The following is a 25,026-nucleotide window of genomic DNA, read 5'->3' as shown; positions in this document are numbered from 1 at the left end:
CGATCCAGCCATCGCTAGCGGGTTTTTGGATCTAGGGCATCCCGCAGGCCATCCCCCAGGTAGTTAATGCTCAAAACCGTTAGAAATATGGCTAACCCTGGAAATAGCACCATGTGAGGCGCTGACTCAATGTAGTTCTGAGCATCGTAGAGCATCCGGCCCCAGGTAGGCACGTCCGGCGGAAATCCCAGTCCTAAAAAGCTGAGGGTCGATTCGGCAATGATAGCGTTGCCTACCGCCAGCGTCGCTGCCACAATCACCGGGCCAATCACGTTCGGCAAAATATGGCTCCAGATTAGACGGCGCGGTGATGCTCCCAGGGCGATCGCCGCTTGGACAAAAGTGCGTTCCTTAACGCTGAGGAAACCCGCCCGCACCAGCCGCGCCACGGCCATCCAGTTGAGTCCGCCAATCACCAGCACAATCAGCACAAAAATTCCCAGCTCTGGCCCGAAACTGGCTCTGGCCTGATCGCCAAATAGATAGATCACCATCAGCGCTAAGGGAAGCTGAGGCAGCGAGAGAAACATATCCGTCAGCCGCATCAGCCCGCCGTCTACCAGGGAGCCATAAAAACCGGCGATCGCGCCGACTAAAACCCCCAGCGTCATCGCAATCAGCATTGCCACAATGCCCACGGCTAGAGAAATCCGACCGCCATAGAGGATGCGAGCGAGCTGATCTTGACCCAAATCGTTGGTACCAAAAGGATGTTCCCAGCTAGGCGGCAGCGTCGCCTGACCAAAATCAATCTGGGCAATAGGCGTTGTATACACGAGAGGCCCCACCAGAACGGCTAAGCCAATTAGCAACAGCACTAAAGCGCTGATCAAAGCTGGGCGATCGCGGCGTAGGCGCTGCCACAGCCAGGATAATTGACCGCTGGCGATCGCCAACTTCTGGCGATTGGGCATCTCAGTTGCTCGAAACATTGACCAACACCCTACCATTGCCCCGGAGATTTAGCACCTAAAGTCGGTACAGTGAGAAAAGCAAAAAATTAAAGTAACAGCTCACATTTTCAAACCTGTAGAAGAAAATGGCGCGGTTTCGGTGCGTGACCTGGGGAAAAACTGCTATCTGGCTGCTGCTAGGGTTATTGCTGGTGCAAGTTTTGAGTCTGATGGGACTCTGGCTGACCTGGCCAGGCCAGTCCGCTGGCGTGACGCTTTCGCTGATGGTGCCTCAGGCAGAAGTGCTTTATTGGGAGCCGTTAATTGAGGTCTTTGAAGCTGAAAACAAAGACATTCAAATTGAGCTGGCGGCAGGAGCCTATACGCCTGAGCAGATTCAGACTATTTATAAGGCGGACTTACAGACCGACCAGCCTCGCTATGACCTGGTCTACATGGACGCTGTTTGGCTACCGGGATTCGCCAGTCAGGGATGGCTGCAAGACTTGACAGCCCAGGTGTCATCAGCAGCGCTCTCTGAATTTGTCAGCAGCGAAGTTGACCTGGGGCGCTACCAAAAACAGCTCTATCGGCTGCCCTTCTACGCCGATATTGGCGTGATGCTGGTGAATCAGGCCCTAGTGAATCCGGTGGGGCTGCCTACTACGTTCAATGCTTTGTTTGACGTGGCGCGATCGCTACAGCCACCAGAACAGTGGAGCTACCTCTGGCAGGGGCAAGCTGGCGAGAGCTTAGTGGCTAATTTCGTCGAAGTTCTTGACGGCTACGGTGGGTTTTGGATTGATCCGGCGACTCAGTCAGTGGGCCTCAACCAGCCGGAAGCCGTTCGAGCGGTTCAGTTTTTGCAGGATACGCTGACGCGCAGCCTCTCACCGCGAACAGTGCTGGGCTACGCTGAGCAGGCTTCGTTTGAGCAGTTTCAGACCGGCAATACGGCTTTTTTGCGGATTTGGCCTCAGTTTTGGCAGCGGGCCAATGCGGTCGATTCTCCCCTACACGACCGAGTGGGCTTATCGACGACCCTAGCCCTGCCGGGCCGCGTTCGCCGGGGCTGTCGAGGAGGATGGGGCTTAGCGATCGCGCAGAATGCGGCCCACCCCGAAGCCGCTTGGCGAGCCGTTGAGTTCTTTACTAGCACTGCGGCCCAGCGCCAGTTCAGCCTAGCTTCTGGCTATCTGCCCAGCCGCAAAGCTCTATTTACCGAGCCGCAGCTTTTAGCCACCTATCCCCACTTTGCTCAACTGCTAGAGCAGTTGCAGACTCGCTCGGTTTTTCGGCCTCAAATTCCGGAATATGAGCAGGCTTCTCAGATTTTACAAACTCATCTCTGGCAGGTTTTAGTCGGTGAGGCCACTGCATCTGCCGCCATGCAGCAGGCGGCAGAGCAAACGCGATCGCTGCTGAAAGAGGGCGGTCAGGCGGCCTCAGCGGCAGGCTGATCTTTGAGCAGCAAATCCAGCACCAGGGAAGCCGTCCAGGAAAAGTCAGCCGAGCCGAGTCCGGCTCCCGTATCGGGGTTGAAATACTCGTAGAAGCCTGAGCGCCGAGGCAGCTCTAGACTATTTTGGCGGAGCTGTTCGGCTTCGTGGTAAAAGCCGTAGTTCTCAAACCCTTGAATGAGCAGCCAGTTGAGGTTAATCCAAATGGGGCCGCGCCAGTAGCGGGCAGGATCAAACACGGCTTCTTGGCGGCTGCAGCTGGGCACCGTCCAGCTACCGCTGCCGCAGAAGTTGCTGTTGTAAAAAGTTTTCAGCATCTGCACCGCTTGGGCATGGGTGGGAATCTGAGCGTAGAGCGGCGAAAAGCCAGCGGCAACTGAGATATCAATAGGCTGCTGGGCGGCCCGGTCGTAGCTTTGATAAATGCATTTTTTGCCATTCCAAAGTCTGGAGTTCATGCCACGAGCAGTCTTATCCGCCCAGGCATGAAAAGGCTGAGCGTCCTGGTCGATCAGCTCTGCGATCGCGGCCAAGTCACGATTAGCCTTAACCAGCAGCGCATTGAACAAGACATCCTGAATCAGAAAGGGAAAGTTCTTCTGGATATGGGTTTCCGCGTACTGATTTTCTCTAGCCTGTACCATCAGATAGACGTAGCGATCGTAATCGCGATCGCTGGGGCGATGGCTGCTGTCAATTTCGTTGAGATCAACGCGGCGATAGGGCGGCAGGGTTTCGCGGTTGACTTTGATACGCTGCAAAACGGCATCCCACATGGGCGAATTATCCTGCCCCGATTCCCAAGGATGGCGAATATAGATGAGGCCGTTGTTGTCAATGTCGCGATCGCGGTAGAGATACCAGTGCCAGGCTTTCAGCCGGGGGAATAGCTCGGCCAAAAAATGCTTGGCCGCCTTTTTGTCGCTGGCATGGCGGTAAATATGGCGGGCGGCAGTGGCATGAACCGGCGGCTGAATAATGCCAGAGGTGGCCGCCTGGTGAGGCTTGGGGCCTTCCGGCGATCGCTCAGTTTGCCAGTAGTCTGGCCCCGGAAAATAGTCTTTCACCTCCCGCTGACGAAAGACGATGTGCGGCAAAAAGCCGTTGCTCCACTGACCGCGAAACAGCGATCGCAGTTCCTGCATTGCCTTCGCCTGATCGTAATGGGCATAGCCCATCGCAATAAAGGCGGAATCCCAGCTCCACTGGTGCGGGTAAAGCCTAGGAGCAGGTTTTGTAGCCGTTCCCAACCAGTTCTGATGCAAAATATTTTTGGCCTGCTCAGCTAAAGCAATATCTTCAATCTTCATCGTTAAAAGTCTCCTGTTATAGAGTTTTACAGAGAATAGAAACGGTCAATCAAATCTATTTTTCGGCTATAAAAATCAACGCAAACCCGCCTGGTCTGCGCCAAGTTTGCGCTAATTGAATAGCCCCTTATGCAGTTTTCAAAATCCCAAGATCTTAGCCTTTTCAAGCAAAAGCCAAGTCATTTAGAGCTGCTATTACCGCCCCACTGCCACCCGCTGAAACCATACTACTTAATCGCTGATCTTAGAAACTGCATTTGATAAATGGCAAGGGGTTAACAGTTTTTACATAGTCAAATAAAGATTTGATTAGAGATTTCAATCAGCTATTGGACGAAATTAGGGAACTGAAAAAATCTGAGTGGCGCTGCTGCAGGACAGACTGGACAATTCTTAAAATAAGCTTCAAAGCAAAATGTCTAATTTCAGTGTCTAGGCCCTTCTCCTGGTAAAAATTCTATCGCCTGACCGATCTGACTACGGGTGTAACCCCTTACTCTAAGGAAGAGTTTTGTTGAAATTGTTACAAAAGCTAGCTTTAGCCATGATGCATTTGTTCGGCTCTCATCGGCCACCCATTCAAATTAAGCTGGGGGCTTTAGCCATCTGTTTGGGTTGGCTCAGTGCTGGCTGCTCTCTACCTCAGACACGGGCCAACGACCTGCTGCCGTCTGCTGGTCAGACGGTTGGCTGGGTAGAGAATGGCAAGATTTTAGGTGTTGAGTCAGAAATCAAGGTCAAACTTGATACGGGTGCGGAAACATCTTCCATCAATGCCGAAATTTTAGAGCAGCCAGCAACTCAAACCGAAGCGGGCGGCCTGATTAAGTTCCGCTTTGTGGATACGGATGGCCGCAGCCAAGTTTTTGAACGTCCAGTAACGCGCTGGGTGCGAATTAAAGATGGTGAAGGGGGCTTTTTTCGCCGCCCGGTGGTCCGCATGAAGTTTTGCGTGGGCGGTCAATGGCTTGAAGAAGAGGTGAATTTAGCCGATCGCGATCAGTTCAACTATTCGGTTTTGATTGGTCGCAACATGCTGAAAACGGGGGGACTTCTGGTTAACTCGGCTGAAACTTTTACAACTGAGCCAGCTTGTCCCACCGAGGAGACTGAGGCATGAACCGAACTTTTAGAGCAGCCCTGCTGGCCCTGTTTCTAGCAGCAATTGGACTCACTATTTTTATTCATAAACTGGTCGTTTCAGATATTCCCTTACTGCCCGATCAAACTAATAAGGGCTGGTACATTGAGGCCAAGCTTTCCCTCACCTCAGAGCAGTCGCTGCTGTCATCAGAAGAGGGATTACCCACCAATATTCGCCTGCCGCTGCCCCAGCAGTCACCTCGCTACGCCATTGTCGATGAGGCTTTTGTCAATGATGGCTACAGCCGCGAAATTGAAACGGCAGCTAACAGCTTTGAGCGCACCGCTATTTTCCAGAATCAGTCGGCTACCGGACAGACGACCTTGTTCTACCGGGCCGTTGTAGACGAAGATCCTAACCTGTCGCTTGGCCCAGAAACGTCTAGATCTGCAGACGGTTCCCTCTCAGGGCAGCGGTTGGTCAAACAGCAGATTAGCCAGTTTGAGCCATCGGGCAATGTTCAAGATAATCTGCAGGAAAATCCGCCCACTGCAGAAATTGAGTCACTGCTGGCAGAAGCGCAGGTTGAATCGAGCGATCGCCTCTCTTTAGCCAAAGCAATTTATCAGCTCGCCCTAGTTCCCGATGACGTGCGCGTCCAGTCCCTACAAAAGGTGCTAGGAGCCAATGCTTCCACGCCTGAAATCGCTGCTTTTCTCCTGCAGCAGGCCAACATTCCGGCACGGGTAGGCAACGGTATTCTACTGACGGCAGAAGAAGCCTATTCCACCAGCTTTGTGCAGTGGTTGGAGGTACAGACTGAGGCAGGCGAGTGGTTAGCCTACGACACCATTGACCTCAGCTTCGGCGAACAGACGCGCTACCTGCCCTGGTGGTATGGCACCGGAGAGGTTGTCAGCGCGACCGGATCGGGGGATATCACCTTTGAGGTGATTGTACGTCCCAACGTAGATGGCGGCCTGACCCAGACAGTTTTGCAGGGAGAGCGGCTAAATAGTCCCTTTTTAGATTACTCGCTCCTGGGCCTACCGTTGACAACGCAGCGGGTGTTTCAGGTCTTAGTGCTGGTTCCCATTGGCGCTTTGATTATTTCAGTGCTGCATCAGATGGTGGGGCTGCAAACTTTCGGCACCTTTACCCCCATTTTGATTGCGCTTTCGTTTAGAGAGACGGGACTGGCTGTGGGCATTCCCCTATTCATCTTGGTGGTGGTAATTGGACTGCTGATTCGAGCCTATCTCAACCGCCTGCAGTTGCTGATTGTGCCAAGATTGGCCGCCATTTTGACGGCAACGGTTTTGATTATGGCCGTTTTAGCGGTTGTCATGGATCGGTTTCAAATCAATCTGGGCCTGTCTATCTCTCTGTTTCCAATTGTGATTTTGGCGATGACAATTGAGCGAGCTGCCGTCATGTGGGAAGAAGAGGGGGCCAAGGAAGTCCTGGTGGCCGGATGTGGCAGCCTGGCAGTTGCAGTGGTGGGCTATTTCTGCATGATCAACAACTACGTGCAGCATATTGCCTTTGTCTTTCCGGAACTGCTGCTGCTGGTCTTAGCCGTCAATATCATGGTCGGTCGCTACAACGGCTACAAGATCGTTGAATATTTCCGCTTCCGATCGCTACAGAGACAAATCAATCAGCCGCAGGGATAGGTGCCAGATGAATTTGCGAAACTCAGGAATTTTGGGCATCAACGCCCGCAACTTAGATTATTTATTTCCCAGCAATCCCCGCCATCTCTATCGCTATGCTGACAGCAAGCTAGAAACTAAAAAGATTGCTGAAAAGATCGGCGTCGCCGTACCTGAAACCTACGGCGTCATCCAATTTCAAAACGAGGTCAACCAGCTCGCCAGTATGGTGAAGAATCGCGCCGCCTTTGTGGTCAAGCCTGGTCATGGCAGCGGCGGTGATGGCATCGTCGTCATCAGCCGGGTCACAGAGGAGGGCTACTATAAGCCCAGCGGTCAGTGCCTAAAGCTATCTGACCTGCAATATCACATCCACAATACCCTCAGCGGTATGTTTGCCCTTTCTGGCCATTCTGACACGGCCATTATTGAATACGCGGTGCAGTTCGACCCCATATTTGCAGAGATTGCCTATCAGGGCGTGCCCGACGTTCGAGCCATTATTTACTACGGCGTGCCGGTGATGGCGATGCTGCGACTGCCGACCAAAGCTTCTGACGGTAAAGCCAATCTGCATCGCGGCGGCGTTGGCGTAGGGATTGATTTGGCAACGGGCCGCACTTTGGCAGGGATTCAGCACAATCGCTATATCGATACGCATCCGGAAACGGGAGCGGCCTTGGCCGGATTGCAGATTCCTCACTGGCAGTCAATTTTAGAGATGTCGGCCAGGCTGAGTGACAAAACTGAGTTTGGCTATTTGGGAGTTGATTTTGTCCTAGACGAAACGAAAGGGCCGCTGTTGCTAGAAATGAACGCCCGGCCAGGACTGTCTATTCAAATTGCCAATCGGGACGGCCTGATTCCACGGCTAGAGGCGATCGCAGCCGCTTTGCCCAAACTAACCACACTGCAAGACAAAATAGAGTTTGCCCAGGCAGAGTTTGGCGTCAATGCTCCCCGTTTAGAGCAGCCGCTAGCTAGCTGCTAGCGTGAGTTGTTTAAAAATCAGCCCCGTCTGAGCTTGAAACTTCAGGCGGGGCCGGAGTTTTGAGTTGATCGTTTAGCTCAGACTAGTTGACGGCATCTTTGACGTTGTCTTTGACCTGCTGGCCCAAGTTCTTCAGAGACTTGCCAGCCGATTCTAGCGGCTGGGGCGATGCCTGCTGAGAGGTTGACTTGCGATCGAGATCTCTGATTCGAGATTCAGCCGCAGAGGTGTCCCGCCGTGGATCGGTGTCCTCGTAGCGATTCATGCCGCCCACCTTAGGCTGCACGGTGTCGTAAGGCTCATAATTTTGTATTTGACCGCGATCGTTTTTCTGATAGCCACCTGCGGCTTGAGCTGTGCCCGCCCAGCCTAAAACTAGGCCAACGCAGAGACAAAGACCCATCAGACCCGCGATCGCCCGGCGAATAGAATTTGCGTTTAGAAGTGTTTTCATAGCTTGAATCCAAAACATATTGTCTTGAAATGTAGACATTTTTAGGCGTCTTAGCTTCTGCCCTAAGTACAGAGCTGAGCTGAGCAGGGTCTGCCTTTAGTTTCAGGCAACCTGTATCGTTGGATAGTTTTATAACGGCGGCGGGCGATCGCGGGCTCTCTTTCCTGAACGAATATTTCGCACGATGGGTTTTTCCGAGACGAACTGCTCTCTAGGATGGAAAACACTTAATTAACTGTGTTGAGCTATTCCATATGTCAAAGCGAAAAGAGGCTGATTTAGGAGAACAGGCCATCAGTAAGGCGGTCGAAGTCGGCCTAGATAGCCAGTTGGACGAGGCCGAAAACTTAGATGTCGATGTCAAGACCGATCCTGTCAAGCTGATGCAGGGAGACGTAGACTACGTTGAGATTGACGGGGAAGGCTTAGTGATGGAAAAAGGCTTGCGCACCGAAAAGCTGCAGCTAGCCACTGACAATATCTCCATTAATCCGCTCCAGGCCGCCGTCGGAGAAATTGAGCTGGAAAAAGCGGTTGACGCCAAGACCTTTGTGGTTTTGACCGAAACCGATATAGAAAATGCCTTCAATTCTGACTACGTTCGCGCCAAGCTACAGGCGTTAGAAGTCGAGGTTGACGGGGACAAAACTCAAATCGAACCGCGCCAGATCAGCTTTTCAATTCCCCAGGCGGATACGGTTTGTCTAAAGGCTGAAGTTAAGCTGGTCAAGTCTCAGGAAATACGGCAGGTGGCCTTTCAGGCTCAGCCTGAAATGACAAAATCAGGGCACCAAGTCCAGTTAAATCAGGTTGAACCGCTAGCGGGTGCTGCAAACGATCCCCAGCTGACGCAGGCGCTCATCCAGGTCGCCGGAGAACTGTTAGATCTCCGCAACTTTGAGTTAGACGGCATGGCTCTGCGCTTCGATCGCCTCACCGTACAGCCCGGTCAGATTAAGCTGCAGGCCAAGGCGACCATAGATGACCTGCCGGGCATGTAAGGCAAGGGCGTAGCGGCTCTCAGCCAGAGACTGAGGCCGTTTGCTTGACCACCAAGCCTTTGAGCTTCTCTAGCGTTTTCTGCACCGTCACCAGATTGCGGGCATCTTTTTGGGCTTTGAGCCGTTCAGAAGCGGCTTCTAAGTCCGCGATCGCCTTTTGAAAGTCGCCTACTTTTTGGTAGACTGCCGCCCGGTAGCACAGGGGCAGGGCGATCTGGGCTGAATTGCGCTCTACGGCGGCGGTAAAGTCCGCGATCGCCGCCGTCAGGTGTCCTAGCTTCTGGTAGGCGACGCCGCGATAGAAATAGGGCAACGGTGAGTCTGGGCGGATCTGGCTGGCCTGGGTGAGGTCAAACAGGGCGCTTTCAAGCTGGTCATTTTCTAGGAAGGTGATGCCGCGATTGCAGTAAGCACTAAAGTGCTGGCCATCGTAGCGCACTGCCTGGCTGAAGTCCGCGATCGCGGCTTCTAGCTGACCTAAGTTGGCATAGATCAGGCCGCGATTGTTGTAGGCGGACGGATCGTGGGGCGTAATCTTGAGGACCTGGTGGTAGTCCATTAGGGCCGCTTCCTGATCGCCGAGATCATAGCGAGTGGTCGCCCGGTTGAAGTAGGCCACGGCATCTTCAGCCGCAATGGTGGGGTCGCTAAAGCGATCGCTGAGACACTGCACCACCTGCGGGTCAGTGGTGTGCAGCTTCAGGCCGAGCTGATTAAACACCGTATTGGCCGTTTTGATTGGCTGTACGCCTAGAATGGCAAAGCTGCGATCGCAGACCAAGAAGTTTTCATCTGTCCCCAAGATTTTGAAGGTAAAGCGATCGGGGTAGCGCTGTTTCAAGGGCAACAGCTTGTTGAGCGCTTCGGTAATTTGCTGTTTTTGGGCCGACTCAAGCTGCCAGCGCTGACTCACCGTATGCAGTAAACGGCCTTCCCGGCGATCACCAACGTGACACCAGCCAATTTCTAAGCGACACTGACGGGCCAATAGCGCTTCAAACTGACCCACCATCGCTGTATCTAACTCACAAGCGTCAGCCCAGGGCCATACTAAAACCAAACGCTCTTGAGTCCGCGCGATCGCGGCCTCTAGGGCTAAGCGACTGTCAGAAGGCGTCGTGTTGGCTAGCTCAGAGAGTCCCTGCGACCCTTGAAAATCGACAATCCAGCGGTGCTGAGCGGGCAGCTGCGGAGAAGAAGTGCCTAGCTCCAGCCGTGTCAGCAGTGTGTCCTGCACGTCTCGCAAATACTGCTCGGTATCTTCGACTCGCACCCCTAAGGCCCGCAGCTGAGTTTGTAGCTGATGGGTATCAGCCGCCTGCGGCAAAGTCGCTACCTGGTGGGAAAGCTGCTGCTGAGCCTGCTCTAAAGTTTGAGTAAACTCCTGAAGCTGCTCAAATTTCTCCTGTAGATGACCAATAGCCTGCCGCGTAGGAGCATCTGCTGACTCATAGTTATTGTCAAGGCGAGCCGAAATCTGCGCGATCGCCGCTTGAAGCTGCTCAATCTGGGGCTGAGCAGCCGCAGGTGCTTCTACTGCCACGCCGCCGCCAGCGGGTAAAGCCTTGACTAGAGTTTGATGCTGCTCAGTGAGCTGCTTGAGCTGCTGAGCCAACCGCGCAAAGTCCTGTCGCGGCACCAAGTCTGAGATCGCTTTGATCAGCTCTCGCACTTCTTCTTGTAAAACCGTCGAGTCGTTAGTAGCAGTCCCCTCTCGCAGACGGCGATCGAAGTAGCTGAGGCTATGGGAAAGAGAGGAAAGCTGGCTTTTACTTTCCAAGCCCAAAGTATCTAGCGTCACTCGCAGCTGCATTAGCTCAGTTTTGAGATAGGCAATCTCCGCTTCAGTGGCCTCTACTCGCGGAATACTGGATAACCGCTGCATCTGGCCGCTCAGGCGCTCTACCGTTGAGCAGAGGTACGCATATTGATCCTGCAGCTCGCTGATGTCTTTGTAGATGGGACTCAAATCGGGCGCTTCGATAGCGTGGAGGCGCTGCTCTAGCTGCTGTTGGGTTTCCTCTAGCCGTTGAGAAAACCGGACAATGGCGCGATCGTTATGGGCCATCACCGTACGCTGCAGGGTCATAAATTCTTCAGGCGTTGGCACCGTCGCCACCTGATCCTGGAGCTGATGCACCGCCCCTGAAAGCACCTGACTGGTATTGTCAGAAACCTCAGTTAGCTCTTCGACCCGGCGCTCTAGCCGACGCCGACTGACCAGCCCTAGAGCAACTAGAACGGACAAAGGGGCTGACGCATACAAAAGCTGCTGCGTTGCCGCTGAAGCCACGATGCCTGCCCCGGTGCCTAGGAGCAGAGCGTTCTCAGAAAAGTTGAGCCAATCGGGTGTTCTCACAGCGCCTCGACCTGAATACAGAGTTGCCAAAGGTTAGGAAATCCGTACTGCTCAGGCAGGCGCGGATTTCAGCAGCGGTATTAACCACTCTGATTCATGCTTTCAGATCAATTGGGCTGACATCAGGATAGCGATCGCAACTTCGGTAGTTTTCCGTGCAAAAGCAGGTCATGTTTGCCACAACCTGCCGTAGAGCTTTTAATTGATCCGTAGGACTGCTTAGAGAATCCGGAAAATAAAGGGGTAGCGATAAACGGTATCGGGAGCCCGTAAGGCTTTGACGATCGCCAAAATCGGTAGGGCAATCTGCGCAATGAAGAGAATCCCCAACAGCGGCCAGCCAATGAGAACTAACGTTAGAACGCCAAAGATAAGGCCGTACAGCCAAACGTTGAAGTGAAAGTTCAGTGCTTCCTGGGCGCTCTCTTTAACCACCGGATCGGTTGAGACGAACCAAATAGCCAGCGGGATTCCGGCTGAGAGCAACAGGGCACTGAAGAAAATAGAGCCGTGGCTCAGACCCACTAGGAGCTTACGTTTATCACTATCGTAGGTACCTTGCATTCTATAAATTCCCTTTGAATAATTTTTTCCTATCCTAGCGCTACTGCTAAAAGCTGAAACTCTGTTAAAAGCCGTAAAATTCCCCCTTGCTAATTTTGTTAAAACAGCTCGTCCAAAACTGTTCTAGCTGATGCCTTTGTAAGGGTTATGCTTCTTCGGCTGGAGCGGGCGATCGCCCTTCGGTTATTGGCTCAGCCGGAGCTGCACTGGGTTGGGGGGCGGGCGGCGCGGCGGCTCCCTGAATCATCTGCCCGGCCTTACCAATCAGAGTGGAGAGTTTGCCGTCTTCCAGCAGAGAATTAATCAGGGCTAGGCCGCTGGTGGAGAGCAGCAGCTTATTAATATCCTGCATGCCGTTGCCGTTGCCGTTGCCGTTGGCGCCGGGAAAAGCATAAATTTTGGCATCGCCAATTACGCCGGGCTGAGGTGCAAGGGCCTGCAGTACTTCCGGCAGTTTTTCGGCCAGTTGGGGCCAAATTTGGGCAATCACTTCAGCCGTGAGGTTGGGATTGCTGATGGCATTTTTAGCCGTGATGCGGGCCTCAATCCCGGCTGCTTCCGCCAGCGCTTTATCCCGCTCAGCATCGGCTAAAGTCCGAATCGCTTCGGCTTCCAATTCTGCTGCCTGCCGGGCGATTTCGGCCTGCCGCCGCCGCCGGAACACGTCAATTTCCACCACGTTTTGATCAGCGATGCGGCGCTCTTGGGCCTCTCGCTCCGCCGCGATCACCGCTAGCTGCTGCTGCCGCTGGGCCTGCTCGACTGCTGTAGCTGTCCCTACGGCTTCTTGGGCTTGGGCCCGTTCAGCTTCAGCGCTGAAGCGATCGCGTTCTCGCTCCGCAATGGCGATCGCCGCTTCCTGCTGGGCCACCTTAGATTCGCGTTCGGCTTCTGCTAAATCCACCTGCGCCTTAAAGTTAGAAGCATCAACCGCTTTCTTCCGGTTGACCTCAGCCACTTCAGCTTCTTGCTTCTGCAACGCTTGAGCCACTTTGAGCTGCTTTTGCCGCTCCTCTAGCTCAATATCGGCCTCAATCTGGCTTTGCTGCACGCTCAGCTTACGCTTGATTTCCTCTTCCTCAACCGACTTTTCCTGCAGGATTTTGGTGCGCTGGGTAGCGGCAGCTTCGCGATCTTTAGACTCCTGAATTTCTCGCTGCCGCTGGGCTTTGAGCGATTCTACCTCTAGCTGTTGGGCCAGGTTGGCGTCTTCTTTTTCCTGAGCAATTTGCAGCGATCGCTTTTCGGCATCCAGCTCTTTTTGCTCAATCGTCACCTGGGTTGCCAGCTCTACTTCCCGCTTTTGCTGAATCGAGCGCTGAATCGTTTCTGTCCGCAGCCGCACTCCCTGAGCGTCAAAAAAGTTATTGGTGTCGTAAGTGTCACTTTCCTCAATTTCAGAGATAGCAATGTTGTTGAGCGTCAGGCCCACTTTTTTTAAATCTGGCTCAATCAGATTCAGTACCTCTTGAGCAAAGCCCAGCTTGTCTGAATCAATTTCGGCCAGGGTTTTGGTTTTGGCCGCGGCGCGAATGCCGTCATCAGCCCGTTTCTCTAAAGCGTTTTTGATGTCGGTGGGCGTAATTTTGCCCTGGTTAGACAGCCGCGCCGCCGCCATCAGCACGTCCTGTTCTGAGGGGCTGATGCAGACATAGAGGGTAACGCGCATATCCGCCCGCAGATAGTCCTGGGTGCGCACCGCCAGCTTGCCCGTACGCTCAACGTCGATAGATATTTCTCGCAGGGGTACCCGTGTCAGCTCATGGAAACCAGGCAGCACCACGCAGCCGCCGTTGAGAATGACCCGCTTCTGCTTGCGGATCACGCCGCCGGTTTTGACAAAGGCTTCATTGGTCGGCGTGATTACGTATACCCGCGTGTAGGCCCACACCGCCAGCAGCAGCAACACTACGATGGTGACAACACCGCCAGAGGCCAGCGCCCCCAGCCCGCTAAACTGTCCCAGCGTGGGAGTACCCACTGAGGCCACCGACGCTTCAGCGGGCAGGGTCGCCAGATCCTCAGAAAATTCGGTTTCGGACAGTTCAACTGCGGGCAGGGTCGGCAGAGTTTGAAGCAGAGTCAGCCAAAACATGATGAGTACTCAAATTTAGGGTAAAGATAATAAAAATTAGGACTTCGGCGGCCCATTATCAGAGAGCCAGTTTTCCTGATCGATGCTGTCTTTGGCAATGACGATATAGCTGCGGGGCGATCGCTCAATCACAATGACATCGGCTCCCCGCCGCACGGTAATTTCGGCCCAGTCGGGCATGACAGCACTGACGGTGACTAAGTTGCGGGCCGCATCAAGCACGTCAACCTGACCAATTTTGCCAGAGCTTTCAAAGGGCAGGGCTGCCGATACCACCCGGCCCACGCAGCCAATCAGCCGATCTTCGCTAGCATCTTCGCTGAAAGCGGCAAAGACTTTGCCTACGGGGCGAGCGACTAAACCACCCACAAGCAGCGCGATCGCCAGGGATAATACCAGCACCACCCCGGCTAAAAATCCAGCCGGAATTTGACCGATCACCTCCGCGATCGCCACGTTCAAAATCCAGCCACTCAGTCCCCACACGCTAAAGTCCAAAGCAAGCAGCAAAATCAGCGGTGCCCGACCAATGCCAAACCAGGCTAAAACCTGCCCAAAACTGAGTTCGCCATCGCTATCGGCGTCGAAATCAAGCGGCTGAGTTTCTGCGTCTAGATCAGCGTCGACATCCAGATCGGCATCGACATCCAAATCAGCATCAAAATCAACATCCGTATCTACTTCCAGGTCATCGTCGCCGCCGCCTGAGAAAATCACGAGCAGGAACAGCAGCACGCCGGTGCCTAAAAATATCCAGTAAGGCAGATTAGCCAGATCAAAAAGCATATTGGGTCAGACCACAATCACGCCCAAGATAGCCGCAAATTATGCCTGTAGGGGGAAGCGGATAGCTTTTTTAACGATTCGTTTTGAAGTCAATGTGGGCGGGGATAGCAATACCCACCTGATCCAAAGCTCCCTTCAGCCGCCGCCGAAACTCCCGCGCCACTACCCACTGCTTCAGAGGCTGGGTCTTAATCCAGACGCGAATCATCAGTCCTCGCTCATCAAATTCTTCAACCCCTAGCACCTCTGGCTGGGCCAGAATCGCCTCCTGCCACTGCGGATCCTGGCTCATGGTGCAGGCAACGGTTTGAATGATGTCTAAAACCTGATCGACATCGGTGTGGTAGCCGATGGGAATAAACAAGTCCGCCCGCGACCAGTGGCTAGAATGATTGGCAATTAGGCGAATTTCGCTGTTGGGAATAGAGACTAAGCGGCCTTCATCATCCCGGAGCTGGGTAATCCGCAGATTCATATTTTCCACCAGCCCCCGAATCCCCTGAATCGTCACCACATCTCCAACGGCGTACTGGTCTTCCAGGATGATGAAGAAACCGTTGAAGGTATCTTTAATTAAGTCTTGAGCTGCCAGCGACAGCGCTACGCCCACAATACTGGCCCCGGCAATTAGCGGCACCGTATTGATGCCCACCGCCGCTAGGGCAAACAGGCTGCCCACAGCGATGCAGCTTAGGGTGACTACGCCGCGAATCACTCTGGAGATAGTATTGATGCGCAATCGCAGGCGGCGATTTACTTCAGCGGTCAGGTCATCTTCACTGGCGATCGCGGAGCTGAGCCGACTGATTAGGGCATAGCTGAGGCGAATGCCCATGTAGGTTATTAAGGCCACAATGCCAATTTTGACCGGATTTTCTAACCCTTCGACAATGCGCACCTGCAGAATGCGAGTTTGGGGAAAGCGACTGAGAATCAGCAGGATGCCACCAATCCACAAACCGACCTGTATAAGCTGAAAAAAGCGGAGCTGGGCTTCAGTAAAGTTCCACTGCTGCCGCTGATTGAGCCAGGTGAGTAACGGGATTGAAAGGGGAAGGCGAGTTCCGGCCAGTTCTACCTTCTGATGGCGCAGCTGCTTTTCCCAGCGGCCCAGCACCCAGTTGAAGATGAACAAGCTCAGCCCTACCAGCACTGCTAAAATCGCCTGTTGAACCAGATAAACGGGCTGCCGCTCCCGCCGCGATCGCGCCAAGCTCTCCCTCACGCGCTGCACGATCATATCGGCGGCTGTTTCTACGTCTACTCCCCGCAGTTCGGCGTCTAGGCGAGTAACGCTCATCAACCGGGTCAGCGGCTCAGGACTGATACCCAAATAAATTTCAGGGGCTTTGCGCAGCGTTGTTTCCGCAGACTGGTTTGCCTCCTCTGAACTAAGCTCCACAGGCTGCACCCGAATTTCACTCTGCAACTGGGGATTGGGAGCCTGCATATAGCGATCGCGCAGCTCCCGTAAAACCACTGCAATAGCATTGACTCGCTCACTCAGGTCTGAGCGCGGCGCGGCCACTCGGAAGGGACAGTAGCCATCTAACCGCACGCAGGCTACTTCAATCTGCACTGCCGGATCATCCACGCTCTGGTTGAGAGTAGGCAAATTAATATCGATTAGCGTATCTTGGGCCAGTCCTGGCAGGCTGCAAAACAGCAGGCTCAGGCTGACTAACAGGATCCAGAGACATCGGCGTTTCATACGGAGCAGGGGGCGATCGCGTTTTTTCTATTATTCAGTGTTTGCAGAGGCCGCGACCTAATTTATTAGACGGCAGGCTTGCCCATTCACGCCTAGGTCGAGATCTGCTGTTCTCTGTCAGGAGTCAGATGTGCCCCGGCTGCATTTTTTTGATACTAAGTTTGAGCTATTTTTGCCCTAAACTGCTGATTGCTCAATCACTTTCAGCGGTGTTTAATACACCCACCGCAGAGCAGTGCTACTTCAGTTCATACCCGAAATCAGCAATACCCCAATTATTTAAATTTTCAGTCTTAGCGCCGCCATCCGCTTTGACTGCAAAGCTATAAAAGCGTTTATGGTTTGTGCGATCGCTAGATAAATTCTCATCCTTGGAGAAAGCAAACTGTGACTAGTCCAATTGAATTTAAGCTGCTAGCGCCTTACAACAAAGCCGCAGCCCTGATTGGTTCTTTCTCCAACTGGGAAGATATTCCCCTCGAAAAAGGGGACGACGGCTACTTTCGGACGCAGGTTGACCTAGAAGACGGCATCTATCAGTATCGCTTTCGCGTCCAGACCAAAAGCTGGTTTTTCGATCCTGACGAGTGGGTGACTATCACCGATCCTTGTGCCACTAATATTGACGATGCCAGCCAGAACGGCATTATTCGCATCAAGGACGGCAAAGCCGTTGTCGATACTTACGTTTGGCAGCACGATGACAAACCGCTTCCTCCAGATCACCAGCTAGTTATCTATGAGATGCACGTTAGCGATTTTTCGGGTGGTGAAGATGATCCCTATCCCAGAGGCGACTATGAGCACGTTATCGAAAAGCTAGACTACCTCTGCGAGCTGGGGATTAACGCCATTGAGCTGATGCCTATTAAGGAGTATCCAGGCGACTATAGCTGGGGCTATAACCCTCGCTACTACTTCGCTTCAGAGTCTAGCTATGGCAGCACAGAAGATTTGAAGCGGTTAATTGATCAGTGTCACGGGCGCGGCATTCGGGTCTTTATGGACTGTATTTATAACCACTCCGATGATGAATGCCCGCTGACTCAAATTGATCACGACTACTGGTATCACCATTCACCTCAGGATGAGGAATACAATTGGGGGCCAGAGTTTAACTACGAGTTCTATGACGAAAAATACGATCGCTTTCCGGCTCGTCAGTTTGCCGGAGAGGTAATTCGCTTTTGGATTGAGGAATATCATATCGACGGCATTCGCTACGATGCCGCTCGCCAAATTGATAATTTCGACTTTTTGGGCTGGGTTACGGCCGAGGCAGAAGACTGGTCTGGGCCCAAACCTTTCTTCAATGTGGCTGAATACGTGCCAGAAGATGCCGGCGTCGCAGGGTTAGAAGGCCCTATGGACAGCCTGTGGCACTACAGTTTTTACTTCACGCTGCGGGAACATCTCTGCGACGATCAGTTTGACTTAGAAAAGCTCAAAGACGCTTTGGACTGCCGCCGTCAGGGCTATGCAGGCGCTGTCAATGTGGTCAATTTCTTGAACAATCATGACCACGATCAGCTCATGGGAGCCTTGGGCGATCGCGGCATTTTAGACGATGCCGCCTTCAAGCGGGCTCGCTTAGGCATCGCTCTACTCATGACGGCTGTAGGCATCCCCATGCTCTGGATGGGCGAAGAGTTTGGCGAATATAAGTACAAAACCATCGAGCCAAACAAGATTGACTGGACACTGCTCAAAAACGACGCCAACCGCGATTTACTTGAGTATTACAGGGGGCTAATCGATCTGCGCAAGCAAAACCACGCTCTCTACGGAGAAAATATCGAGTTTTTCCACGAAGATCCGGAAAGCCGCGTTTTTGCCTTCACTCGCTGGAATAATGAAGGGGCGCAAATTGTGGTCACCGTCAACTTCTCTGACAGCTTCTTGTCTGACTACCCGTTTCCCAACTTCCCGGCAGACGGCACCTGGCACGAATGGACTGGTAACTATGACGTAGAGGTGAATAGCGGTCAGCTCGTGACCGATTTAGCTGAATTTGAGGCCAAGGTTTACGTTCGCTAGGCCGTTGTCCTGATAAACCCAGCCGACAACTAACTCGCCTTAAACAAACTGAGCCTTAAACCCTCGGCTGACCCTACCCTGGGGCTGCTCAGCCACTCCGCCAAAGCTGGGAACTGCAAGAAAGTGTCTTTCTTAACAGCCTACTTATCAAGCAAGATCAGCATCTCCAAGTAGCTTACGGCCAAAGTAGCACCATAGTATTGCTCCAATGCCGACAGATCCAAATCGGCAAAGAAATTTTCGGCGGCTGAGCGCGATCGCCACAGTAAGGTACCGCCGACAGTTACCGCTGTAGGTTTGGTAAAAGACCGACACAACAGCCCCTCTGCCTGCTCAAGATGAGCCGTAACTTCGCTAAATAGATAGGGTATTTGCCGCTGCGCTAGGGGCTGACTAAATCGAAACTGAACGATTGTCGTAATCACGGTGAATCAATTTCCAGCGCGAAACTGACTCAAACCTTATCGAGCAATCGAGAGCAAAACGTGAAGCCCAAAGATACTCAACTCAAAAATTGAATATCTCTGGGCTTTAAGCCTTAATCAGTCAGTGAGAGGCCTTGTAAGCGGCTCATCTCACCAATGAGTGAACGGGGAGACAGAACTACCCTTCAATTTCGCCCTGCTCTAAGACTTGCAGATAGTAATCAACGCGATCGATATACCGCTCATCTTCCATCACAGAAGCATCCACTAGGCGATCGCGAATGGCGGCTTCTACTACTTGCTCAGCCGTGACATCTCCGAGCTGATACTCACTGATTAAAGTGAGGGCAGCCGGTACGCCATACTGTCTGAGACCACCAGAATAAGCAATATATGTAAGTTCAAACGGGTTGACGACTCCTGCCATCTCACTGCCGCCCCGGCTCTCGTCGTTATAGGTTTCGAGATTGACGGGCTGAGTGTTGGACTCGTCTAAATTAGTGTCAGGGAAGCGGCCATTCTGCTCAAAGTCCTGGGTGCCGCCCCGGCTCTCGTCGTCGTAGGTTTCGAGGTTGACGGGCTGAGTGTTGGATTCGTCAATTTCGGCCTTGACGGCAGGGGCAACGGCAGCAGTGGCGAATAAAGCTGACAATAAACTTAAAGTTAAGCGTTTCATACAAAAAATCTCCAATATTTGCAAAATAACGTCGGCAAATCTACTAAAGCTGACTCACCTCAAAGCAGCCTAAAAACGCGGCTTGAAGCCGTAGCTGCTTAGCTGAGCTAAAACATGACAGAGCCAGTAGCTCAGATCTAGCGTATAGAGGTAGGTATAAGCTCTATAGTCGTCAAGAACTGCAGGTCAGTAGCCAAGCTCGCGACGTATCTCCTATCATTGCGAAGATTATCGAAAAGTTAATCCTTCAATTTATAGAACTCTGTATAAAATTTATCCGCCCCAGGGAATAGGCGATAGATAGAGCCAAAACTGGCATTTTTAGGCAATGTAGCTCAGGTTTGAACTTGCCACCGCTTTGGGTCGAGAAAGCCCTATCCCTGCCGGTCAGGTCTTGTGATTACTGGCTGTTTTCTTTAGCCTGAGTCGCCCGCGAAAGGACAGCCTGCACCAGTTCGATTATCCAGTCATCACATTCCGCTAAGAAAGCTTCAGACGTAGTCTGGCCTTGGAAAAATGCCTTGGCTCGATCGACCAAAACAACGACCTGGTCTATGCCTAAATGCTTTAGCAGAAAAGCGGCCAACGGCGAATTCTTGATATCAAAGCTGGACTCCTGGGCACGCCCCATCTCCAGCAGATCCCATACCTCTTGCTCAATCGAGTTGCGCGGCTGGTAGGGCTCGCCAGTTGCCAACAGCGACTGCTGCCGCATGACCCGACCGGCAATTTCTGAGAAACTGACCTGACCTAGACGCTCCAGAGGAATCGTAATTTCGGAACGCTGAGAGAGGGCTTCTAGGATAGCGATCGCCAATAGCTTAGTGTTTAAGTAGAGGCGAGCCACGACAAGATTTTTATTGGCCCGTTGCAGCAGCTGACAGTATTCATCTGTACTGGGATCCTCGCGAAACTGGCGAAACACCAGAGGCGCATTGAGATAGTACATAAAGCTCGTCGTTTTCTCTAGGGCGTGACGATACTCCTGTACGGTGTAACTCTCTACATCCCTAAGAGAAGGGTTCGATTCAGGCAGTAGATTCCAGGTATTGCTCAGAAAATCAGCCGCCTGCAGATCGGAAAAATTTTCCACATCCCGGTTAGCCACTCGCACTGCTCGCTGAACGGTTGCTACCAGTTCTGCTTCGCTCAGACCCAGTTTGAAGCGAGCATTCACAGTTGAGAGCTTGTGATACAGCACATCACTGGGCTGCAGTCCTGCCGAGGTGGGTGGCCGAAAAGGGATAGTGGCCTCAATGCAGGCAATCACTTTAGCCAGTTGAGCCCAGTTGAGAAACGGCTTGAGCTGCTTGGCTGCCACTAGAGCGCTAAGAAATTCGTTTTGCTCCAGCGCCAAGTGATGCCCAGGCTGAATATCAAAAATAGCCATGACCAGGGCAAAGCAGCGATCGCTGAGATTGGCCGGATTTTCACTAACGACCAGTCGCTCCCGGACAGTTTTAATGAAGGGAGCCAAGATCGCCTCGAACTGAGGGCTGATGCCGCCATCAATTTGAACATAGACAACATCGTGAAAGAGGGCCGCCAGTACTTCTAGACTATCTCCTGCCTGGGCTACATCGAAGCAATGTTCGAGGCTATGAAAGCAGCGACTAGGCTGAGTCATGGCCTCTACAATTAGCTCTGCTAAAGCCTGCAGTTCTGCAGCCGAAATACTGACCTTGAGCTGTTGAAAAGCCCACTCCAAATACAGCAGGCAGTATCGCTCGCCCAGCTGTGATGAAGACTGATGGGATCTTTCAGCGGGAATCCACGGTTTAAGAGGCTCAGTTACCTTGACAATGGGAGGTCGTGCCACAGATTCAGCGTCTCCTGAAATCCACGAAGCGGCTTGTATAAAGTCTATTTGCAATACGAGGTGTCATAAGGGCAGTGATAGCTAAAGTCGATTCTTAAACAGCGGTTGATTCCTGCGAACAGTAGTCATGCCCCTGAGCTAAAAGCTGCTTAATCAGCCTATTTTTAAGAATGTACCCGAATTGACCAACAAGATAACAAAATAGTCAGTAATTTTAGCCGCCTAAGGAAAAAGGATTGACCAGCCGTACATTCGCTAAGGTGCTACATTTGGCGTTAACGAATTACATCGATACCTAGATGTAGCGTGATAAATTCGTTAATCTTAAGAACAGCCTGGCTCTGCAAGCCGGTTGGAAGAAAGGCGAAATTGGCAGTAGATTTGTACTAAGGTAGCGCGCAGGTGAGTCAGCTATGTCCTTTATTGGCCTCCATATTCACAGCAACTACAGCCTTTTAGATGGAGCCAGTCAGCTCCCGGCGCTAGTCGATCGGGCTGCAGAGTTAGGGATGAGCGCGATCGCCCTCACCGATCACGGCGTCATGTACGGCGCGATTGAGCTAATCAAGGTCTGTAAAGGTAAAGGCATCAAGCCGATTATCGGCAATGAGATGTACGTCATCAATGGGGACATCACCCAGCAGCAGCGCCGTCCCCGCTATCACCAGGTTGTTCTGGCGAAAAATACTCAGGGCTACAAAAATCTGGTCAAGCTGACGACAATTTCTCACCTGCAGGGCGTCCAAGGGAAAGGAATTTTTTCGCGTCCCTGCATTAATAAAGAGCTGCTGGAGCAGTATCACGCAGGGCTAATTGTCACCAGTGCCTGTCTGGGCGGTGAAGTACCCCAGGCCATTATGCAGGGACGCCCGGACGTGGCGCGGCGGGTGGCCCAGTGGTATAAAAACCTGTTTGGCGAGGACTACTACCTAGAAATTCAGGATCACGGCTCCCCGGAAGACCGCATTGTCAACGTCGAGATTGTCAAAATTGCTCGCGAACTCGACATCAAAATCATCTGCACCAACGATTCTCACTACATTTCCTGTAACGATGTCGAAGCTCACGACGCTCTCCTGTGCATCCAAACTGGCAAGCTGATCACTGAAGACAAGCGCTTACGCTACAGCGGCACTGAATATCTCAAGTCGGCAGACGAAATGCGGCTGCTATTTCGCGATCACCTCAGCGAGGCGGTGATCGAAGAGGCGATCGCCACTACTTTAGAAGTTGCCGACAAAATTGAAGAATACACCGGCATTCTAGGCCAGCCCCGCATTCCCGACTTTCCGGTGCCCGAAGAGCACACGGGCGAAACCTACATGGCCGAAGTGGCTAGGGCCGGACTGGCTCAGCGATTTAACTGTGCAAAATATGCTGAGGTAGAGCAGATTTACCGCGATCGCCTGGAATACGAAATCCAGATGATGATCCAGATGGGCTTTGCCACCTACTTTCTGGTGGTGTGGGACTACATCAAGTTCGCCCGTGATAACGGTATTCCGGTCGGGCCAGGGCGCGGCAGCGCAGCCGGATCGCTGGTGGCCTACGCTATGGGCATTACCAATATTGACCCAGTTCACCACGGCCTGCTATTTGAGCGCTTTTTGAACCCAGAACGGAAGTCAATGCCCGATATTGACACCGACTTCTGCATTGAGCGGCGAGATGAGGTGATCAAGTATGTCACTCGCCGCTATGGAGAGGAGCGGGTAGCACAGATCATCACCTTCAACCGCATGACCTCCAAGGCGGTGCTCAAGGACGTGGCGCGGGTACTGGATATTCCCTACGGCGAGTCCGACCGGATGGCGAAGCTGATTCCGGTGGCGCGGGGCAAGCCTGCCAAGCTGAAGGTCATGATTTCGGACGAAACGCCAGCCCCTGAATTTAAAGAGAAATACGAAAACGATCCTCAAGTGCATCGCTGGGTAGACATGGCGATGCGAATCGAAGGCACCAACAAAACCTTTGGTATGCACGCGGCGGGGGTGGTGATTTCTAAAGATCCGCTCGACGAGATTGTGCCCCTACAGCGCAACAACGACGGTCAGGTGATTACCCAGTACTACATGGAGGATGTGGAAGCCCTGGGTCTGCTGAAGATGGACTTTTTGGGTCTGCGCAACCTGACCATGATCCAAAAAACGGTGGATTTAGTGGCCCAGCACCACAACATCCCCATCGATCTCGACCATCTGCCTCAAGACGATCCAAAAACCTACAAGCTCCTAGAAAGCGGCGATTTGGGCGGCATTTTTCAGCTAGAGTCCTCCGGGATGCGGCAGATTGTCCGCGACCTGAAACCCTCTGGCCTCGAAGATATTTCCTCAGTGCTGGCTCTCTACCGCCCCGGCCCCTTAGACGCAGGCCTGATTCCCAAATTCATCAACCGCAAACACGGGCGCGAAAGAATCCAGTATGACCACGACATTCTGCAGCCCATCCTGAATGAAACCTACGGCATCATGGTCTTTCAAGAGCAGATCATGCGGATTGCTCAGGACATGGCGGGCTACTCCCTGGGACAAGCCGACCTGCTGCGGCGAGCCATGGGTAAAAAAAAGCAGTCCGAAATGGACAAGCACCGCGACATCTTTATTAAGGGCGCGATGGACAACGGCGTGCCGAAAAAGGTGGTCGAGGAGCTGTGGGAGCAAATGGTCAACTTTGCTCAATATTGTCTCAGCTATGACACGGAAGTCCTCACTGTAGAATACGGGCCGCTAGCGATCGGTGAAATTGTTGAACGAGAGCTAGCGTGCAGCATTTACAGCGTCGATCGCAACGGCTTTGTCTACAGCCAGCCCGTAGCGCAGTGGCATCAGCGCGGCGATCAGGAAGTTTTTGAATACCAATTGGAGAACGGAGAAATAATTCGAGCGACACCCGACCATAAATTCATGACGGCAGAGGGAAAAATGCACACCATCGACGACATTTTTGAGCAGGGGTTAGAGTTGAAGCAGATCCAGGTTCCGGCAGTTGCGATCGCCTAACGTTTTCTCTCAGCAGGCCGTCATGAAACAGTTTTTGTTTTCAAACGTTACGCTAGCCGATCTAAAGTCTCTAGTTGAGATTGAAGAGTGCGGGGTGATGAGTCACGATTGGGTGCAGGCTGATCAAATTCTGCTGACTCGGGATGAACAGCGGCAGGTTCAGGATGTGCGATCGCGGCTGGTCAACTATCGCACCCAGCTCATGAATGAGGCCACCGTTTGGGCGCGAGCCATCTATCCGCTGCTGGTACTGGCAGAACAGGACTCTATTCAAGCTTGGGCAGAGGTGGCCTTGCGGGGGCGCTATTCCACCTTTGAACTATCGGGCATTGTGGACGGCGTGTTAGGAAAGGGGCTCTCCGGAGAAATCGAAGCCCCTTATCTGGTGATCGTTGAAGCTAAGCGAGGTATCGAAGCTCAAAATCCTCAGTATCAGCTCTATGCCGAGATTTTAGCTGCCGCCAAAATGAACTGGGAACTCGATCGCCAGGATCCGCAAATCATGTTTGGCTGCTACACCGTTGCGGATATCTGGACTTTTGTGAAAGCCGAGGTAGCAGGTATGGAGAGCGATCGCCCGCTGCTGCGGCTAGAACCTTCACGGGAATACAGCGAAAAACTCGAAGCCGAGACTATCTTGAAAATTTTGAAGCAAATAGTCACTCAAAGATTGGCTTATTTAAGTGCGGCTGCCTAATTCAAAAGGA

At 52.7% G+C, this 25,026-nt stretch carries 19 protein-coding genes; 8 read left to right on the top strand and 11 right to left on the bottom strand.

The features are described from left to right. Window positions 1-14: 14 nt before the first annotated feature. A complete protein-coding gene (locus QJQ48_RS09485) occupies window positions 15-914 on the bottom strand; it encodes an ABC transporter permease (protein ID WP_346291133.1) in 900 nt (299 codons plus the stop codon). Window positions 915-1,039: 125 nt separating this feature from the next. On the opposite strand from QJQ48_RS09485, the gene QJQ48_RS09480 reads away from it, so the two are divergent. Further along, window positions 1,040-2,353 (top strand): extracellular solute-binding protein, encoded by a 1,314-nt coding sequence (locus tag QJQ48_RS09480; protein ID WP_346290980.1) that lies wholly within the window; start codon window positions 1,040-1,042, stop codon window positions 2,351-2,353. On the opposite strand, the gene QJQ48_RS09475 is transcribed toward QJQ48_RS09480, so the two are convergent. Beyond that, window positions 2,329-3,663 carry an amylo-alpha-1,6-glucosidase gene (locus QJQ48_RS09475; protein WP_346290979.1) on the bottom strand — a complete coding sequence of 445 codons (1,335 nt, stop codon included), beginning with the start codon at window positions 3,661-3,663 and terminating at the stop codon, window positions 2,329-2,331. The two genes, QJQ48_RS09480 and QJQ48_RS09475, sit on opposite strands and share 25 nt — an antisense overlap. A gap of 514 nt (window positions 3,664-4,177) precedes the next feature. Between QJQ48_RS09475 and QJQ48_RS09470 the strand changes: the two genes are divergently transcribed. Genes QJQ48_RS09470 through QJQ48_RS09460 form a run of 3 tightly spaced genes read left to right on the top strand, consistent with a single transcriptional unit; the run spans window position 4,178 to window position 7,393 of the window. Continuing rightward, a complete protein-coding gene (locus QJQ48_RS09470; protein WP_346290978.1) occupies window positions 4,178-4,783 on the top strand; it encodes an ATP-dependent zinc protease family protein in 606 nt (201 codons plus the stop codon). Further along, window positions 4,780-6,423 carry a UUP1 family membrane protein gene (locus QJQ48_RS09465; protein ID WP_346290977.1) on the top strand — a complete coding sequence of 548 codons (1,644 nt, stop codon included), beginning with the start codon at window positions 4,780-4,782 and terminating at the stop codon, window positions 6,421-6,423. Before QJQ48_RS09470 ends, QJQ48_RS09465 begins: the two co-directional genes overlap by 4 nt. A gap of 7 nt (window positions 6,424-6,430) precedes the next feature. Further along, window positions 6,431-7,393, top strand: a complete 963-nt coding sequence (locus QJQ48_RS09460) for an alpha-L-glutamate ligase-like protein (protein WP_346290976.1) — start codon at window positions 6,431-6,433, stop codon at window positions 7,391-7,393. 82 nt (window positions 7,394-7,475) lie between these two features. Here the strand turns inward: QJQ48_RS09460 and QJQ48_RS09455 are convergent, their stop codons facing one another. Then, on the bottom strand, window positions 7,476-7,847 hold the full coding sequence (locus QJQ48_RS09455) for a hypothetical protein (protein WP_346290975.1): 372 nt from the start codon (window positions 7,845-7,847) through the stop codon (window positions 7,476-7,478). Window positions 7,848-8,101: 254 nt separating this feature from the next. Between QJQ48_RS09455 and QJQ48_RS09450 the strand changes: the two genes are divergently transcribed. Continuing rightward, window positions 8,102-8,848 (top strand): LmeA family phospholipid-binding protein, encoded by a 747-nt coding sequence (locus QJQ48_RS09450; protein WP_346290974.1) that lies wholly within the window; start codon window positions 8,102-8,104, stop codon window positions 8,846-8,848. A gap of 19 nt (window positions 8,849-8,867) precedes the next feature. On the opposite strand, the gene QJQ48_RS09445 is transcribed toward QJQ48_RS09450, so the two are convergent. From QJQ48_RS09445 to QJQ48_RS09425, 5 genes are all read right to left on the bottom strand, one after another. Then, window positions 8,868-11,207, bottom strand: coding sequence for a tetratricopeptide repeat protein (locus QJQ48_RS09445; protein WP_346290973.1), 2,340 nt, complete (start codon window positions 11,205-11,207; stop codon window positions 8,868-8,870). A 219-nt stretch (window positions 11,208-11,426) separates the two neighbouring features. Then, window positions 11,427-11,771, bottom strand: coding sequence for a DUF4870 domain-containing protein (locus QJQ48_RS09440; protein WP_346290972.1), 345 nt, complete (start codon window positions 11,769-11,771; stop codon window positions 11,427-11,429). 145 nt (window positions 11,772-11,916) lie between these two features. Beyond that, entirely contained in the window at window positions 11,917-13,866 is a 1,950-nt protein-coding gene (locus QJQ48_RS09435; protein ID WP_428843037.1) for an SPFH domain-containing protein, read from the bottom strand. 36 nt (window positions 13,867-13,902) lie between these two features. Further along, window positions 13,903-14,652: a DUF1449 domain-containing protein gene (locus tag QJQ48_RS09430; RefSeq protein WP_346290971.1), complete on the bottom strand. Its 750-nt coding sequence runs from the start codon at window positions 14,650-14,652 to the stop codon at window positions 13,903-13,905. A 70-nt stretch (window positions 14,653-14,722) separates the two neighbouring features. Further along, window positions 14,723-16,363, bottom strand: coding sequence for a mechanosensitive ion channel family protein (locus QJQ48_RS09425; protein WP_346290970.1), 1,641 nt, complete (start codon window positions 16,361-16,363; stop codon window positions 14,723-14,725). A gap of 387 nt (window positions 16,364-16,750) precedes the next feature. Between QJQ48_RS09425 and QJQ48_RS09420 the strand changes: the two genes are divergently transcribed. Beyond that, on the top strand, window positions 16,751-18,400 hold the full coding sequence (locus QJQ48_RS09420; protein ID WP_346290969.1) for an alpha-amylase family glycosyl hydrolase: 1,650 nt from the start codon (window positions 16,751-16,753) through the stop codon (window positions 18,398-18,400). A 140-nt stretch (window positions 18,401-18,540) separates the two neighbouring features. On the opposite strand, the gene QJQ48_RS09415 is transcribed toward QJQ48_RS09420, so the two are convergent. The 3 genes from QJQ48_RS09415 to QJQ48_RS09405 form a co-directional block, all read right to left on the bottom strand. Continuing rightward, a complete protein-coding gene (locus QJQ48_RS09415; RefSeq protein ID WP_346290968.1) occupies window positions 18,541-18,825 on the bottom strand; it encodes a hypothetical protein in 285 nt (94 codons plus the stop codon). 178 nt (window positions 18,826-19,003) lie between these two features. Further along, window positions 19,004-19,501 (bottom strand): hypothetical protein, encoded by a 498-nt coding sequence (locus tag QJQ48_RS09410; protein ID WP_346290967.1) that lies wholly within the window; start codon window positions 19,499-19,501, stop codon window positions 19,004-19,006. Window positions 19,502-19,901: 400 nt separating this feature from the next. Beyond that, window positions 19,902-21,320, bottom strand: coding sequence for a hypothetical protein (locus QJQ48_RS09405; RefSeq protein WP_346290966.1), 1,419 nt, complete (start codon window positions 21,318-21,320; stop codon window positions 19,902-19,904). 413 nt (window positions 21,321-21,733) lie between these two features. Here QJQ48_RS09405 and QJQ48_RS09400 point away from each other — a divergent pair, with 413 nt between their 5' ends. Beyond that, the gene (locus QJQ48_RS09400; RefSeq protein WP_346290965.1) at window positions 21,734-24,319 is read left to right on the top strand and encodes a DNA polymerase III subunit alpha; all 2,586 of its coding nucleotides are present in this window, start codon (window positions 21,734-21,736) and stop codon (window positions 24,317-24,319) included. A gap of 22 nt (window positions 24,320-24,341) precedes the next feature. Then, a complete protein-coding gene (locus tag QJQ48_RS09395) occupies window positions 24,342-25,016 on the top strand; it encodes a hypothetical protein (RefSeq protein WP_346290964.1) in 675 nt (224 codons plus the stop codon). Window positions 25,017-25,026 lie beyond the last annotated feature (10 nt).

The organism is Sphaerothrix gracilis Ecp01, from assembly GCF_030405905.1.
GTDB lineage: Bacteria > Cyanobacteriota > Cyanobacteriia > Phormidesmidales > Phormidesmidaceae > Sphaerothrix > Sphaerothrix gracilis.
The sequence above is the reverse complement of the archived record's forward strand: the minus strand, read 5'-3'. Positions and strand labels throughout refer to the sequence as shown.